15 protein-coding genes are annotated in these 14,731 nt (G+C 39.4%); all 15 read left to right on the plus strand.

Annotation, left to right across the window (positions count from 1 at the left end; genetic code table 11):
- The first annotated feature begins 10 nt into the window (after nucleotides 1–10).
- Entirely contained in the window at nucleotides 11–493 is a 483-nt protein-coding gene (locus IGL31_RS05730) for a SprT family protein (RefSeq protein WP_002296402.1), read from the plus strand.
- 15 nt (nucleotides 494–508) lie between these two features.
- Nucleotides 509–1,270, plus strand: a complete 762-nt coding sequence (locus IGL31_RS05735; protein WP_002296401.1) for a YdcF family protein — start codon at nucleotides 509–511, stop codon at nucleotides 1,268–1,270.
- Between the two features lie 130 nt (nucleotides 1,271–1,400).
- Complete coding sequence (gene murC, locus IGL31_RS05740) at nucleotides 1,401–2,735, plus strand: UDP-N-acetylmuramate--L-alanine ligase (RefSeq protein WP_002324015.1); 1,335 nt, start codon at nucleotides 1,401–1,403, stop codon at nucleotides 2,733–2,735.
- Nucleotides 2,736–3,284: 549 nt separating this feature from the next.
- Nucleotides 3,285–3,770: a MaoC/PaaZ C-terminal domain-containing protein gene (locus IGL31_RS05745; RefSeq protein ID WP_002296398.1), complete on the plus strand. Its 486-nt coding sequence runs from the start codon at nucleotides 3,285–3,287 to the stop codon at nucleotides 3,768–3,770.
- Complete coding sequence (locus tag IGL31_RS05750; RefSeq protein WP_002324016.1) at nucleotides 3,763–4,446, plus strand: Bax inhibitor-1/YccA family protein; 684 nt, start codon at nucleotides 3,763–3,765, stop codon at nucleotides 4,444–4,446. Before IGL31_RS05745 ends, IGL31_RS05750 begins: the two co-directional genes overlap by 8 nt.
- A gap of 125 nt (nucleotides 4,447–4,571) precedes the next feature.
- Nucleotides 4,572–7,217 (plus strand): DNA polymerase I, encoded by a 2,646-nt coding sequence (gene polA / locus IGL31_RS05755; protein ID WP_002303538.1) that lies wholly within the window; start codon nucleotides 4,572–4,574, stop codon nucleotides 7,215–7,217.
- A gap of 44 nt (nucleotides 7,218–7,261) precedes the next feature.
- Complete coding sequence (gene mutM / locus IGL31_RS05760) at nucleotides 7,262–8,098, plus strand: DNA-formamidopyrimidine glycosylase (RefSeq protein ID WP_002300666.1); 837 nt, start codon at nucleotides 7,262–7,264, stop codon at nucleotides 8,096–8,098.
- A complete protein-coding gene (gene coaE, locus IGL31_RS05765) occupies nucleotides 8,062–8,691 on the plus strand; it encodes a dephospho-CoA kinase (RefSeq protein WP_086300040.1) in 630 nt (209 codons plus the stop codon). The genes mutM and coaE overlap by 37 nt, the downstream gene beginning before the upstream one ends.
- Before the next feature lie 49 nt (nucleotides 8,692–8,740).
- Nucleotides 8,741–9,073: a hypothetical protein gene (locus IGL31_RS05770; protein WP_002319136.1), complete on the plus strand. Its 333-nt coding sequence runs from the start codon at nucleotides 8,741–8,743 to the stop codon at nucleotides 9,071–9,073.
- A gap of 312 nt (nucleotides 9,074–9,385) precedes the next feature.
- Nucleotides 9,386–9,877: a transcriptional regulator NrdR gene (nrdR, locus tag IGL31_RS05775; RefSeq protein WP_002288327.1), complete on the plus strand. Its 492-nt coding sequence runs from the start codon at nucleotides 9,386–9,388 to the stop codon at nucleotides 9,875–9,877.
- 22 nt (nucleotides 9,878–9,899) lie between these two features.
- On the plus strand, nucleotides 9,900–11,273 hold the full coding sequence (locus IGL31_RS05780) for a replication initiation and membrane attachment family protein (protein WP_086300041.1): 1,374 nt from the start codon (nucleotides 9,900–9,902) through the stop codon (nucleotides 11,271–11,273).
- Nucleotides 11,273–12,199, plus strand: coding sequence for a primosomal protein DnaI (gene dnaI / locus IGL31_RS05785; RefSeq protein WP_002288331.1), 927 nt, complete (start codon nucleotides 11,273–11,275; stop codon nucleotides 12,197–12,199). The genes IGL31_RS05780 and dnaI overlap by 1 nt, the downstream gene beginning before the upstream one ends.
- Nucleotides 12,200–12,327: 128 nt before the next feature.
- Entirely contained in the window at nucleotides 12,328–12,768 is a 441-nt protein-coding gene (locus tag IGL31_RS05790; protein WP_010727635.1) for a hypothetical protein, read from the plus strand.
- A 143-nt stretch (nucleotides 12,769–12,911) separates the two neighbouring features.
- Nucleotides 12,912–13,613 carry a tRNA (adenine(22)-N(1))-methyltransferase gene (locus IGL31_RS05795; RefSeq protein WP_002317743.1) on the plus strand — a complete coding sequence of 234 codons (702 nt, stop codon included), beginning with the start codon at nucleotides 12,912–12,914 and terminating at the stop codon, nucleotides 13,611–13,613.
- Nucleotides 13,610–14,731 (plus strand): Nif3-like dinuclear metal center hexameric protein, encoded by a 1,122-nt coding sequence (locus tag IGL31_RS05800; protein WP_002288338.1) that lies wholly within the window; start codon nucleotides 13,610–13,612, stop codon nucleotides 14,729–14,731. Before IGL31_RS05795 ends, IGL31_RS05800 begins: the two co-directional genes overlap by 4 nt.

Consider the following 14,731-nt stretch of genomic DNA (forward strand, 5'->3'; position numbering starts at 1 on the left):
GTAACAAAAATTGACACAAGAAGAACTGCAGCAGTTAGTAGAAGAGATATCATTAAAAAGCTTCCAGCTTCCTTTCAAGCACCAAGCAATGTTCAATCCACGCTTACGTACAACTGGCGGGCGCTATCATTTAAACGATCATCATTTAGATTTTAATGCGAAGCTATTTGAAGAGTCAGACGAAGAGACGATTGCAGGAATCATCAAACATGAACTTTGCCATTATCATCTTCATCTAGCTGGAAGAGGGTATCAGCATAAAGATATGGATTTCAAGTATCTTTTGAAAAAAACAGGAGGGTTGCGCTATGCACCAGCCTTGACGAAGAAACAGATAAAGATGGAGTATTATCGATGCCAAGATTGTTCTGCCACGATCTGCCGCAAGAGAAGAATCGATGTACGCAAATATCGTTGTGGAAGATGTCATGGAGAAATCAAATGGATTGAGACAAAAAGAGAAGACTTTAATGAAGCACAAAAAATCAGATGAAAGGATAGAAGGCCTTTGGAAAAAAGTGAGCAGAGGAATCTAAAAGACTGGAATCAGCTATTAAATTTTTTAGCCGCACCTGAAGAGGGAAATTTTGAGGAACTGACGGCACCTACACTTATTTTAGCTGGAAACTGTCTTCCTATCTTAGCTGATAAAGCAGCACAAATGTATTTAAATGGCCAAGTAGATCAATTGTTTTTGGTCGGAGGGGTGGGGCATGCGACTAGAATCCTTTATGAGAATTTTGAAAAGCAAGGATTTCATTTTGAAGATGGCATGAGTGAAAGTGAAATCTGTCGTCAGTATCTAAAAGAAGTCTATGATTTGCCCGATAAGGCTTTTCTGATAGAATCGAAGTCTACAAATTCTGGAGAGAACGCCACTTTTTCACTGGAGATTCTTCATTCCTTAGGAGCTGTACCAGAAAAAATCTTATTGATGAATGATCCGACACTGCAACGCAGGACTCGAGCAACTTTTGAGAAAGTATGGCAAAATGAACAAACTATTTTCGCGAATGCTGTGCCATTTGTGCCGGAAATCCTTCACTTTTCTGAAGAGATCATCTTTACAGCAAAAGAACTGAACCACCAATGGCCTAAGGAATATTTCCATGCGCTAGTATTAGGAGAAATGGAACGACTCCATGACGATGAGAACGGCTATGGTCCGAAAGGAAAAGATTTTATTCCTCACATTGATATATCAGAGGAAGTTTGGTCTTCTTACACCAGAATTAAAGAGTCAATAAAAACGGATTTTTCCCGTACTTGACCATTTTAGCAAGCGAATCCTCCTTTCCAAATAAATTTGGTTGAAATTTTCAATCGTTTATAAGATAATGAGGAGCGTGTTGAATGTAATAGCTAAAAGAATGGACGCTAGATAAGAGAAGAGGATTCAAATGGAAAATCAAAATAAATTGTATCATTTTGTTGGTATCAAAGGTTCAGGAATGAGCTCCTTGGCTCTTGTTTTACATGAACAAGGTCTAAATGTCCAAGGATCAGACATTGAAAAATATTTCTTTACACAAAGAGATTTAGAAAAAGCAAATATCACGATTCTGCCATTTAACGCAGATAATGTAAAACCAGGGATGACGATCATTGCAGGAAATGCATTTCCTGATTCACATGAAGAAATCCAGCGAGCAAAAGAATTAGGTTTGGAAGTGATTCGCTATCACGACTTTATTGGTCATTTTATCCAAAACTATACGAGTATCGCTGTAACAGGCTCTCACGGAAAAACAAGTACGACTGGACTGCTCTCTCATGTATTGAGTGGTGTCCGTCCAACAAGTTATCTAATTGGAGATGGAACAGGACATGGTGATCCGCAAGCGGAATTCTTTTCATTTGAGGCCTGTGAATATCGCCGTCATTTCCTTGCCTATTCACCAGACTATGCAATCATGACCAATATCGATTTTGATCATCCGGATTATTATACAAGTATCGACGATGTATTTACAGCTTTCCAAACAATGGCTGGACAAGTGAAAAAAGCTATTTTTGCGTATGGTGACGATGCTTATTTACGCAAATTAAAAGCAGATGTGCCGATTTATTATTATGGTGTCACAGAAAACGATGATATCCAAGCACGAAACATCGAACGCACAACTTCTGGTTCTGCTTTTGATGTCTATCATGGGGATGAATTTGTTGGGCACTTCACTGTACCAGCATTCGGTAAACACAATATCTTAAATGCTTTAGGTGTTATTGCAGTAGCTTATTTCGAAAAACTGGATCTGAAAGAAGTTGCAGAAGAAATGCTGACTTTCCCAGGAGTAAAACGTCGATTCAGTGAAAAGATCGTAGCAGACATGACCGTAGTCGATGATTATGCGCATCACCCTGCAGAGATCAAAGCAACGATTGATGGCGCACGCCAAAAATATCCAGATAAAGAAATAATTGCAGTTTTCCAACCCCATACGTTTACGCGTACGATTGCATTGATGGATGAATTTGCAGAAGCACTTGATTTAGCTGATAAAGTTTACTTATGCGATATTTTTGGTTCGGCTCGGGAAGAACAAGGAAACGTTAAGATTGAAGACCTTGGAGCGAAAATCAAAAAAGGTGGAGAAGTCATCAAAGAAAATAATGTATCTCCATTGTTAGATTATCATGATGCAGTAGTAATCTTCATGGGTGCTGGAGATGTTCAAAAATTTGAACAAGCGTATGAAAAACTTTTAAGCAGCACGACGAAAAATGTACTGTAATACAATTACTGCAGTGTCCTTATAAAAATAGAAAGAGGGGGAGTGGCAAAAATCTTGCCAAGCCCCCTTTTTTGCAACTTATGATAAACGGTGTTCAAAAGCTTGCATCTGCGGTAATAAGTCCAGCCAAATGAAAAATATGAGGAGCTATTTTTATTTGACTATTCTTATTACTTGATGCAGGGCAGCTTTTTCACGACCTCAGATAAACGGTGTTCAAAATCTTGCATCTGCGGTAATAAGCCCAACCAAATCAAAAACATGAGAAGCTGTTTTTCTTGGCTGTTCTTATTACTTGATGCAGGGCAGCTTTTTCACAACCTCTGATAAACGGTGTTCAAAAGCTTACATCTGCGGTAATAAGCCCAACCAAATCAAAAACATGAGAAGCTGTTTTTTCTTGGCTGTTCTTATTACTTGATGCAGGACAGCTTTTTCACGACCTCTGTAAACTATAGGAATCTGTTAAATCAAGGGAGCAGAACTTGCCTTTTACGCTACTTTTGGTACAATAATGTATGATTAAAAATAAACTGGAGGGTTTCTATCTTGAACATAGGTAAGCCGAGAAAACTAGGAAAAACAATAAATGAAATCGAGGAAGGCGACTCGTTATCCTTAACAGAATCTATTGAAGATAACCAGCTTTTGCTGTATTTGGGATTGACGAATGATGCAAATCCTTTGTATATCCAACATGACTTTGCACAAAAAACAGAATATCAACAGCCAATCGTTCCATCAGTGATGCTGATGGGGATCATCACAAGTGCAATTTCAAAGCATCTTCCTGGACCAGGATCACATGTTGTCAATTTTTCTGTCAATTTTATTGAACCGGTTTTCCATTATGAAACACTGACTTTTCAGTTTGAGGTCATAAAAGTAGATAAGATGAAGGATGTGGTGACGATTTCTGTAGAAGCGGAGAATACGAACGAAGATCGTGTGTTGGATGCTGTCGTTATGGTCCAACCGCCACAAGTTCCTGAATTGGAAATAGCAATCGAAAGTGAAGGTGAATTGAATGAATAATCCAAGTACATCAATGTCAGGTATCAATCGTTTTTATGCAAAAGTTTATGGATTTTTAGGTATGGGACTTGCCCTTAGTGCAGCCACTTCTTACTTGGCTCTTTGGGTATTCCCTTTGCAATTAGCAACTTTTATCAATAATTTTCCACTAGGCTTTGTGGGTCTGTGGATCGTTGAACTGATTTTAGTAATGGTTCTAGGCGTAAAAGCACAAAAGAATCCGAGCTTAGCAATCGGTGGATTTATTGCCTACTCTCTTTTGAATGGCATAACATTAGCAGTTACTCTTGCATACTACGATATTGGAACAGTAACGCAAGCTTTCTTGACAGCTACCTTGATGTTCATGGGGATGTCTGTTGTCGGAGTAACAACAAAAAGAGATCTTAGCGGGGTTGGAAGAGCAGGACAGGCAGCTTTAATCGGAGTAATCATTGCACTAGTCTTGAACATCTTCATTTTGAGAAGTAGCGCAGTTGAGTTGTTCATCTCCCTACTGTTAGTCGTCATCTTTGCAGGGATTACAGCTTATGATAACCAAAGCATCCGTAATATCTATGTCCAGACAAACGGAACAGCACATAGTGGAATTGCTGTATTCATGGCATTGAAGCTGTATTTGGACTTTATCAACTTGTTCTTGGCGTTTCTGAGAATCTTTGGACGGAACAACTAAAAAAGAAAAAAATTCATCAGTTGGGGCTATACCGAATTATTTGGTATGGTCCCGCTTTTTCTTTTCGCATTCCGCAGGATTCTTTGTTAGAATGAATAAGAACTTTACAGTAAGGAGTTAAGAAGATGACAAAAAATAAATTATTACTCGTTGATGGGAACAGTGTGGCTTTTCGCGCATTCTTTGCGCTTCACAATTCTCTTGAACGTTTCAAAAATAGAAACGGTCTTCATACAAATGCAATCTATGCATTCAATACGATGTTTGAAAATGTTATGCAAAAAGAGCAACCGACTCATGTTCTGGTTGCGTTCGATGCAGGAAAAACGACTTTTCGGACAGAGATGTATGCGGAGTACAAAGGTGGAAGATCCAAAACACCTGGCGAATTCAAAGAACAAATGCCATATATACGTGATTTGTTGACAGGACTAGGGGTACAGTATTACGAATTGCCCAATTATGAAGCAGATGATATTATCGGTACTTTGGCAGAAAAAGTAGACAAAGATCAATTTGATGTCGTCGTGCTTTCAGGTGATCGGGATTTGACTCAATTAGCTAGTAAAGAAGTAAAAGTGGATATCACTGTAAAAGGTGTCAGCGATATCGAAAGCTATACACCAGAACATGTAGCGGAAAAATATGATGGGTTGACGCCAAAACAGATTATTGACATGAAGGGACTAGCCGGAGATGCCTCTGACAATATCCCCGGTGTGACTAAAATCGGTGAAAAAACAGCTATCAAGCTATTGAAACAATATGGCTCAGTCGAAGGAATTTATGAACATATCGATGAAATGAAGCAAAGCAAAATGAAAGAAAATCTGATAAATGACAAAGAGCAGGCTTTCTTATCGAAAAAATTGGCGACCATCAATACTTCAGCGCCTGTGGATGTCTCTATCGACTCATTGAAGTATGAAGGGAAAAATCTCGATAAACTCGTTCCGTTTTATAAAGAAATGGATTTCAATCAGTTCCTTTCTAAATTGAATATCGTAGAAGAAGAAGTAAAAATGGATGATATTTTGTTTGAAGTCGTTCATGAATTCAAAGAGGAAATGTTTACTACGGATATGGCGTTGTACGTGGAAATGATGGGCGACAATTATCATACAGAGGAAATCGTCGGAGTAGCGTGGGGGACAGAAAAGAAAATTTATGTCACGAACGATCTATCTGTATTCGAAAACCGAGCGTTCCATTCTTGGATCACTGATCCGACTCGGCTGAAAAAAGTATATGATGCGAAACGAACTTATGTTGCTTTAAACCGCTATACTGGAAAAACGAAAGGAATCGATTTTGATGTCTTGCTAGGTGCATACCTTCTTGATACGAATGAAAAAAGCACAGATATCGAAGGAATAGCTGCTCATTACGGATACAACGATATCCAATCAGATGAAGCTGTATACGGCAAAGGGGCGAAAAAAGGTTTACCAGAAGAAGAGGAACTCTTTTTTGCTCATTTAGCGCGAAAAGTAGCTGCAATCAATGCGTTGACACCAAAATTGAGCCAAGAACTGGCAGATAAAAACCAAGAAGATCTTTTCCGGAAAATGGAACTGCCATTGTCTATCATTTTGGCAGAGATGGAAATAAGCGGGATCAAAGTAGATGCGACTCGCTTACAAGAAATGAAGGGCGAGTTCTCTGCTCGCTTAAGAGAGATCGAACAAAAAATCTACGAAGAAGCCGGCGAAGAATTCAATTTGAATTCACCAAAGCAATTAGGAGTGATCTTATTTGAAAAAATGGGATTACCCGTTATCAAAAAAACAAAAACTGGATATTCCACAGCTGTAGATGTACTGGAACAGCTTCGTGAACAAGCACCAATCGTAGAGGATATCCTCACCTATCGTCAAATTGCAAAAATTCAATCTACCTATGTCGAGGGACTGCTGAAAGTGATCCAATCAGATGGAAAAGTGCATACCCGTTATGTCCAGACATTGACCCAAACAGGACGATTAAGCTCTGTTGATCCTAATTTGCAGAACATCCCGATTCGATTAGATGAAGGGAGAAAGATACGTCAGGCATTTGTTCCTAGAGAAAAAGACTGGCTGATTTATTCTTCTGACTATTCACAAATCGAGTTACGCGTACTTGCGCATATCTCAAATGATGAACATTTGAAAGCTGCCTTCCTAGAAGGTCAAGATATCCATGCCAGCACAGCGATGCGTGTATTTGGAATCGAAAAGGCAGAGGATGTCACACCAAATATGCGTAGGCAGGCAAAAGCAGTGAATTTTGGTATCGTGTATGGCATCTCTGATTACGGACTTTCACAAAATCTAGGAATCAGCCGAAAAGCAGCACAGCAATACATCGATACGTACTTTGAAAAATACCCAGGTGTCAAAGAATATATGGAAAGAATCGTACGCGAAGCAAAAGACCAAGGCTACGTCGAAACGCTGTATCACCGCCGTCGATATCTGCCAGACATCAATTCAAGAAATTACAATATCCGTTCTTTTGCGGAACGAACAGCTATCAATACACCAATCCAAGGAAGTGCTGCTGATATTTTGAAAATCGCGATGATCGAATTGGATAAACGATTAAAAGAAACAGGTCTTCAAGCTACGATGCTGTTACAAGTTCATGATGAACTTGTCTTCGAGGTACCGGAAAAAGAACTTGAATCATTAGATAAATTGGTGAAGGAAGTTATGGAACAAGCTGTTTCTCTTCATGTACCACTGATCACTGACAGCAGTTGGGGAAAAACGTGGTACGAAGCAAAATAAACATTGTTTAAGACAGAGCAATATAATGAAGGTGAAAAGAAAAAATGCCAGAATTACCAGAAGTAGAAACCGTTCGTAAAGGATTGGAACGGTTAGTAGTAGGAAAAACGATTCAAAAAGTTCAGGTCTTGTGGCCCAAGATCATCGAGCAACCAGAGACACCCATCTTTGAGGCTTCTCTTGTTGGCGAAACCATCCAATCCATTGGACGTAGAGGGAAGTTTTTAATTTTTCATCTCGATCATTATGAACTGATCTCACACTTGCGAATGGAAGGAAAATATCAATTTACGAAAGAAAATACACCAATCGATAAACATACGCATGTACTTTTCTTTTTTGAGGATGGAAGCCAACTTCGCTACAACGATGTACGAAAATTTGGTCGTATGACAATCGTCGAAAAAGGAGCAAGTGCAACTTACCGAGGAATCATGAAATTGGGACCTGAGCCTTTGCCAGATAGCTTCTTATTAGCAGATTTCGCAAATGGACTGAAAAAGTCCCACAAAGCAATCAAGCCATTGCTGCTAGACCAACGTCTAGTGACTGGTCTAGGTAATATTTATGTAGATGAAGCATTATGGGAAGCGAAGATCCATCCAGAACAACCGGCGAACACACTGCGCCCCAAAGAGGTAGAACAATTACGTCTATCGATCATTGATGTTTTGGATCGTGCAATAGAAGCCGGAGGTACCACGATTCGCAGTTATTTGAATGCATTAGGAGAATCAGGCGGATTTCAAGTAGCACTGCATGTCTATCAGCAAACTGGCAAACCATGTATACGTTGTGGAACGCCGATCGTGAAAACAAAAGTGGCACAAAGGGGGACGCACTATTGTCCGAATTGTCAAAGGCTAAAAATCGCAAAGTAGGATTTGTTTTAGGTTTGACGGGTGGAATAGCTACCGGTAAAAGTACGGCAGCCAAAGTCTTTCAGTCTCATGGATTTCCTTTGATCGATGGCGATGTGATTGCCAGAGAAACTGTTGAGCCTGGAACGCTTGCTCTGAGGAAAATTGTGTCAGTGTTTGGCCAAGAGGTATTGCAGTCTGATGGGCAGCTAGATCGAGGGAAACTTGGGATGATTGTTTTTCCATCAAAGGAAAAACGGCAAAAACTTGATCAGCTATTAGATCCGTTTATCCGAAAAGCGATAAAAGATCAAATCGCCTCTCTAAGTTCCAATCAGCCTTTAGTAATTGTAGATATCCCATTGCTCTACGAAGGTCATTATGACCACTATATGGATGCAGTAGCTGTCGTTTATACTACGCCAGAAACTCAGCTTCAGCGTTTGATGAAACGTAATCAACTGACGCTAAAACAAGCGCAGCAGAGAATTAGTAGTCAGCTTCCAATCGAAGAAAAAAAGCAGCGTGCGGATATTTTGTTCGACAACAATGGAACAAAAGAAAAACTTGTGGGACAAATCGAAAATTGGCTTTTTGCTAATCGCTTTCTTTGAGTATCTGTGTCAATTTTGCTATCCTGAGTATAGAAAGTGAGGGATAGCGATGGGATCATTAAAAAATCAAAAGGATAAAGTCGTAGGTAACGCAAAAGAAAAAATCGGCGAGATACTCAATAAAGAAAATCTAATCGATGAAGGTCGTACGCAATCAGAAACAGCAGAAGAAAAAGAAAAGCAGTACCAAGCAAGAATCGATGAAATAGAAGACCAGCAGGCAGAAGAAGAAGCGAAGCGGCAAGATTTGACTCAAGAACGAAAAAATCCGACACCTGATCGTAGTAAAACACCGCTCCCAGAAAGTGACCACATTCCTGATGAGCAAAAAATCGAGGAACAGCGAATGAAACACTATACAGGAATCGAAGAGAAGTTATAAAATAGTAAAAAATCGAGATGTGACTTGAAGCAGATGAGAAGGTGTTCATCTGCTTCAAGTTTTTTGTGCTAGATGACTAAATCAGCTTTTGTGTAAGTTATTTCTCAGTAATCAAGGTGATCAGTATTGGAAAATTGAAATTTGGTAAGGACAGGGGACACAATTACGCATGAAAGTAGAAAAAATTGTTCTTATATCCGTGTTTTTTGGGTAGGACAGTCGCGTTTGTGATTTGTTTCGTGTTATAATACAACTAGTTGTAAAGAAAGACACACCCTTTATATAAAAATGCGATGCAAGAGGTGAGACAAAATGAGATGTCCCAGATGTCAACATAATAATTCACGAGTAATCGACAGCCGTCAAGCAGATGATGGACGTGCGATCCGTCGCCGTCGCGAATGTGAGAATTGTTCGTTCCGATTCACTACATTTGAACGAATTGAAGCTGCTCCGTTATTAGTAATCAAGAAAAACGGGGAACGCGAAGAGTTCAATCGCGATAAAATTTTAAGAGGACTCATCCGTTCAGCAGAAAAAAGACCTGTAGCTATGGAACAAATGGAACAAATCGTCAACCATGTCGAAAACCGCGTACGCAGTCTCGGAGAAAACGAAGTATCGACGAATCTAATTGGTGAATATGTGATGGAAGATTTAGTTGATTTAGACGAAATCGCTTATATTCGTTTTGCAAGTGTTTATCGCCAGTTCAAAGATATGTCTGTTTTCTTAAAAGAATTGCAAGATATCGTGGATAAAGCAAAAGAAAATAATAAAGAGAACAATAAAGAAAACAATTAAGAAACAAAAAGGAGGCATTTCCTTGGAAAATGCTTGGAAAGAGCTTCAACCAAAAAATATTTACCAAGGAAGAAAAGCGGCTCCGCTGAGAGAAGACAGCAAGAACGCCTTGCTGTATCTTTATCAGCCACTAATCGGCGGAGAAGCCTTGAGTATCTATTTCACCCTGTTATCAGAAATCTCTCAAGAATCTGGCAAAGGTCCTGAAGGGATGCATGCAGATCTGCTTAGTAGTCTAGGCTGTGGTATCCCGCAATTTTATGATGCAAGAAAAAAGCTAGAAGGAATCGGCTTACTGGATGTTTATTTTAAAGAAGATAGTGATCTGGGACCTCGTTTTATTTATGAGCTGTTAGAACCACTCATTCCTAAAGCATTTTTCAAAGACTCTGTTCTGGCTTTTCTTCTTCTGGAAAAAGTTGGTGAACGACGATTCCAGAAGCTTACCAAATTGTTTGAACCTAAAAGGCATACAGCAGAGGGATATCAAAAAATCACAAAAAAATTTTTAGATGTTTATCGCTTCAATGAAGCAGTGTACGCTGCTAATCAAGAAAACATCGAATCACTGAATAAATCTTTTGAAGAATCTGAATCAGTAGCATTACTTGAAGCAGATTCGACATTCGATTGGCAGTTTTTGAATGATTGGCTGGCAAAAAAACATATTGCAAGTCTTGATGATCCAATCATCAAACAAGTCGACATGTATCATCAGCTTTACGGTTTCGATGAATTGACACTTGGCGAACTGATCAGTCAATCTTATGACTTTAGTGAACAAAAAGTATCTGAAAAAGAACTGCAAAAAGCCATTTTGGCAATGCAGAGACGTCCGGTGAAGCAAACAAAAGAAACAGTTGCGGTTTCTGAAAACAGTAATGAACCCTCGTCAAACGAACATTTGACAAACGCAGCGCTTCAGCTGATAAAAGAAGCACAGAGCATTCCACCGATGAAATATCTGGAAGCAATCAAGTCAGAAAAAGGCGGATATGTTTCTAAACAAGAAAACTGGTTACTGCAAGATCTTGTTTCTCAATCAGGTCTTTCCAGTAGCGTGATCAATGTTTTGCTGAATTATGTACTAGTGATCAAGAATAATGCTAGCTTAAATGCCAGTTATGTAAATACAGTGGCAAATGAATGGGCACAAAAGAAAATCGCCACAGCAGAAGAAGCAATTCAGCATATTCGGCAAATAAGCAATCAAGCAAAACAATCAAAACAAAAGAAGCAAACAAATTATCCAAACGGCAAGCGAAATGTTCGGCGGGAAAAGCTTCCTGATTGGGTCAATCAGCCAAAAGATGAAAAACAGATCAGCAGCGAGAAAAAAGCAGAGATTGACCGCCGTTTTAAAGAATACCTGGCAAAAAAGGAGGGTGACATCTAATGGAAGACGTAGGCAAAGAATTGAAGAGGATCATCAGCAAACGCAATTATCAAGAAAAGTATGCTGAAATGATCGCTGAAGTCTTAAATGATGCGGATGTTCAAGCTTTTCTAAGCGCACACCAAGAAGAATTGACACAAGCGGATATTGAAAAAAGTTACGCTAAATTGTATGAATTCGTGCAAGAAAAGCGTAAATATCAAAAAAACGATCCAACGATGATCGCTCCCGGCTATGAGCCGAAGCTGACGTTGAATTTTCATTATGTGGATGTCACTTATGTACCAACGGAAGCATTGTTAGCACGGCAAAGACAAGAAGAAATCAGAAGCCGAGTAAAAGCAATGGATATGCCAAAAGATATTCAATCGGCTTCTTTTGAAAACTTTGAACGTACAGATGGACGAGGATATGCGAGCTTAGAAGCCCTAGATTTTGTAGAGAAATATACTGCTGATCCAAAAGGGTATCATAAAGGACTGTATCTAGTAGGAAGTTTTGGTATTGGAAAAACATATTTATTAGGAGCAACAGCGAGAGAATTAGCGATTGCTGGATTCACCACGACGCTAGTCCATTTTCCGACATTTGCCGTTGAGATGAAACAGGCAATCGGAAAAGATCAAGTGGCAGAAAAGTTAGATGCAGTGAAACGTTCACCTATTTTGATGATCGATGATATTGGTGCAGATGCGATGAGTAGTTGGATACGAGACGAAGTATTCGGTGTTATCCTTCAATATCGGATGCAGGAACAGTTACCAACCTTCTTCTCATCGAATTTTACAATGGATGAATTGGAACAGCATTTGTCCGTCACTCAACGTGGAGATGAAGAGCCGCTAAAAGCGAAACGGATAATGGAACGCATACGTTATTTGACAAAAGAAATCGAAATGACTGGTCGCAACCGACGCAATGGTTGAACAGTTGACAAGTCCAACTGACATTTGACCTAGTAGTAAAAGCAGGTCAGCGAATCATTATATGGACAGAAATGACCGGAGACAATCACCGCAACAAGTAATGCAGAAACTTAAACGGAGGATTTTTTATGAGGGCTATTTTTTCTAGTATATCTGTAGTTGGTCTATTTTTTCTTTTAGCAGGCTGCGGTAGCGCAGATAGCAACACAGGTTCTGTTGATTCGATTGATGCGGGTCAAACAGTAAAAACAAGCAGTACGAAAACGGAGGGACAAAGCATATTTGTCGGAACGATTGAAAGTATCACTCAAGTAGAAGAAGAAGAAGAAACGCTTCAGTTGAAACTCGTCGATGTCATGGCCAAAGAAGATCCAGCGAATATGGGAACGTCATTCAGCAATGACGGAGTGATCTTAAATGCTACTGCTGAAAAAATAAGCGTGGACATAAATGAATTGAAAATCGGTGACAAAGTCCAATTTACATTAGTTGAGATGCCGATCATGACGATGTCTATCCCACCGCAAGTTCCTGGAGATTCGATTATTGATGTTTCATTGAACAAATAACCAACAACATTTTTTCAAAAATAAGAAAATGTTGTTTTATAGAACGAAAAGGTATATTTTTTAAGGAGATATGGGAATTTTTTTATTCCTAGTCTCCTTATTTTATTTGGAAAATGCTATAATTATCTAGAAGGAGTGAAGCTATGAACCATTTAGATTTATCTCAGCGCTTAGCCGCAGTGGGTGACTTTGTCCCTGAATCCGCTCGTTTAGCAGACATTGGATCAGATCACGCTTACTTACCCGTTGCATTGATATTAAGAGGAAAAATCGAATATGCAGTTGCTGGTGAAGTCGTTCAAGGTCCTTATGAATCAGCACGTAAGCAAGTCAAAAAAGATGGATTAGAAGACCGTATCACCGTACGCCTTGCAAATGGTCTAGATGCTATCCAGCCACAAGATGGTATTACAGCTGTCACGATTGCGGGTATGGGAGGTTCACTGATCCGAGATATCCTAGAAGCTGGCAAGTTGAATCAACGCTTAAGCGGACAAGAACGTTTGATCCTTCAGCCAAACATCGGAGAGCGTACATTACGATCTTGGCTGCAAGAAAATCAGTATAAAATCCAATCAGAAAAAATACTTGAAGAAAATAAAAAAATATATGAAATCATTGTAGCCGAAAAAGAACAAAAACCAGTTACTTACAATGAAATGGAGCTGATGTTCGGGCCATTTCTGCTTGAAGAGAAAAGTGAGATCTTCAAATCAAAATGGACAAGAGAGCTTCAACAAAGAAAAGCTATCCGTGAACAGCTCAAACAAGCAGCTAATCAAGAGGCACGTCAAAAACAAATCGAGCAGGAAATCCAAATGATTGAGGAGGTTTTAAAGACATGACAATCAGCGGACGCACCTTCATCCAAAAGTTTGAAAGCTATTGTCCTCAGTGGCTAGCTGAAGAAGGAGACCCAGTCGGACTGCATATCGGAACATTGGATAAGCCAATCCAACGAGTAATGATGACATTAGACGTTCGTCCAGAAGTGGTCGAAGAAGCAATCAAGAAAAAAATCGATTTGCTGATTGCTAAACATCCTCCAATCTTTCGTCCTGTAAAACGGCTGGTTACTGATCAGCCACAAGAAAAAATGTATGCAGATTTGTTGAAACATGATATTGCCGTCTATGCAGCACACACGAACATGGATATTATTTGGGATGGACTGAATGACTGGTTTTGTGAACTTCTCGGTATTGAAGTGGAGAGTTATTTAGTAAAGACTCATGAGATTCATTATAAAAAACTGGCCGTTTATGTACCTGTGGATCATGCACAGAAAATGCGTGAAGTATTAGCTGCAGCTGGTGCTGGTACACAAGGTGATTATACCGGTACAAGTTTTACCTCGATTGGACACGGTCGATTTACTCCGGAAGCTGGTGCACAACCAGCGATTGGGAAAGTAGGGAAGACAGAACAAGTTCAAGAGGCAAAAGTTGAGGTTATTTTGCCGGAAACTATCGAAAAACAAGTGATTCAAGCCATGCGGTCAGCTCATCCTTATGAGGAACCTGCTTATGATCTTTTCGCTATAGATGAACCAGTCGAAATGTTTGGGTTAGGACGAGTAGGTGAATTGCCGCAAGAAATTTCTATAGAGGCATTTGTAGAACAAGTAAAAGAAGCGTTCCAACTAGATGGACTGAGAATAGTCCAGCCAAAAAATGCAAAATCCTCTGTGAAGCGCATTGCGATTTGCGGTGGAAGCGGTGAAAAATTTTATCCGCAAGCAATCGCCCAAAGAGCAGATGTCTATATCACGGGAGATATCTATTATCATACGGCTCATGATATGCAAAGCGCTGGGTTGATTGCAATTGATCCCGGTCATTATATTGAATCGTTATGCAAGCAACGATTTATCGAGAAATTTGAATCTTGGAAACAAGAAGAAAATTGGGATATTAACTTTTTCGTTTCTGAAACAAATACAAACCCATTTCAATTTAATTAA

It is taken from the genome of Enterococcus sp. MSG3290 (assembly GCF_050555565.1).
In the GTDB taxonomy this organism is placed as follows: domain Bacteria; phylum Bacillota; class Bacilli; order Lactobacillales; family Enterococcaceae; genus Enterococcus_B; species Enterococcus_B faecium.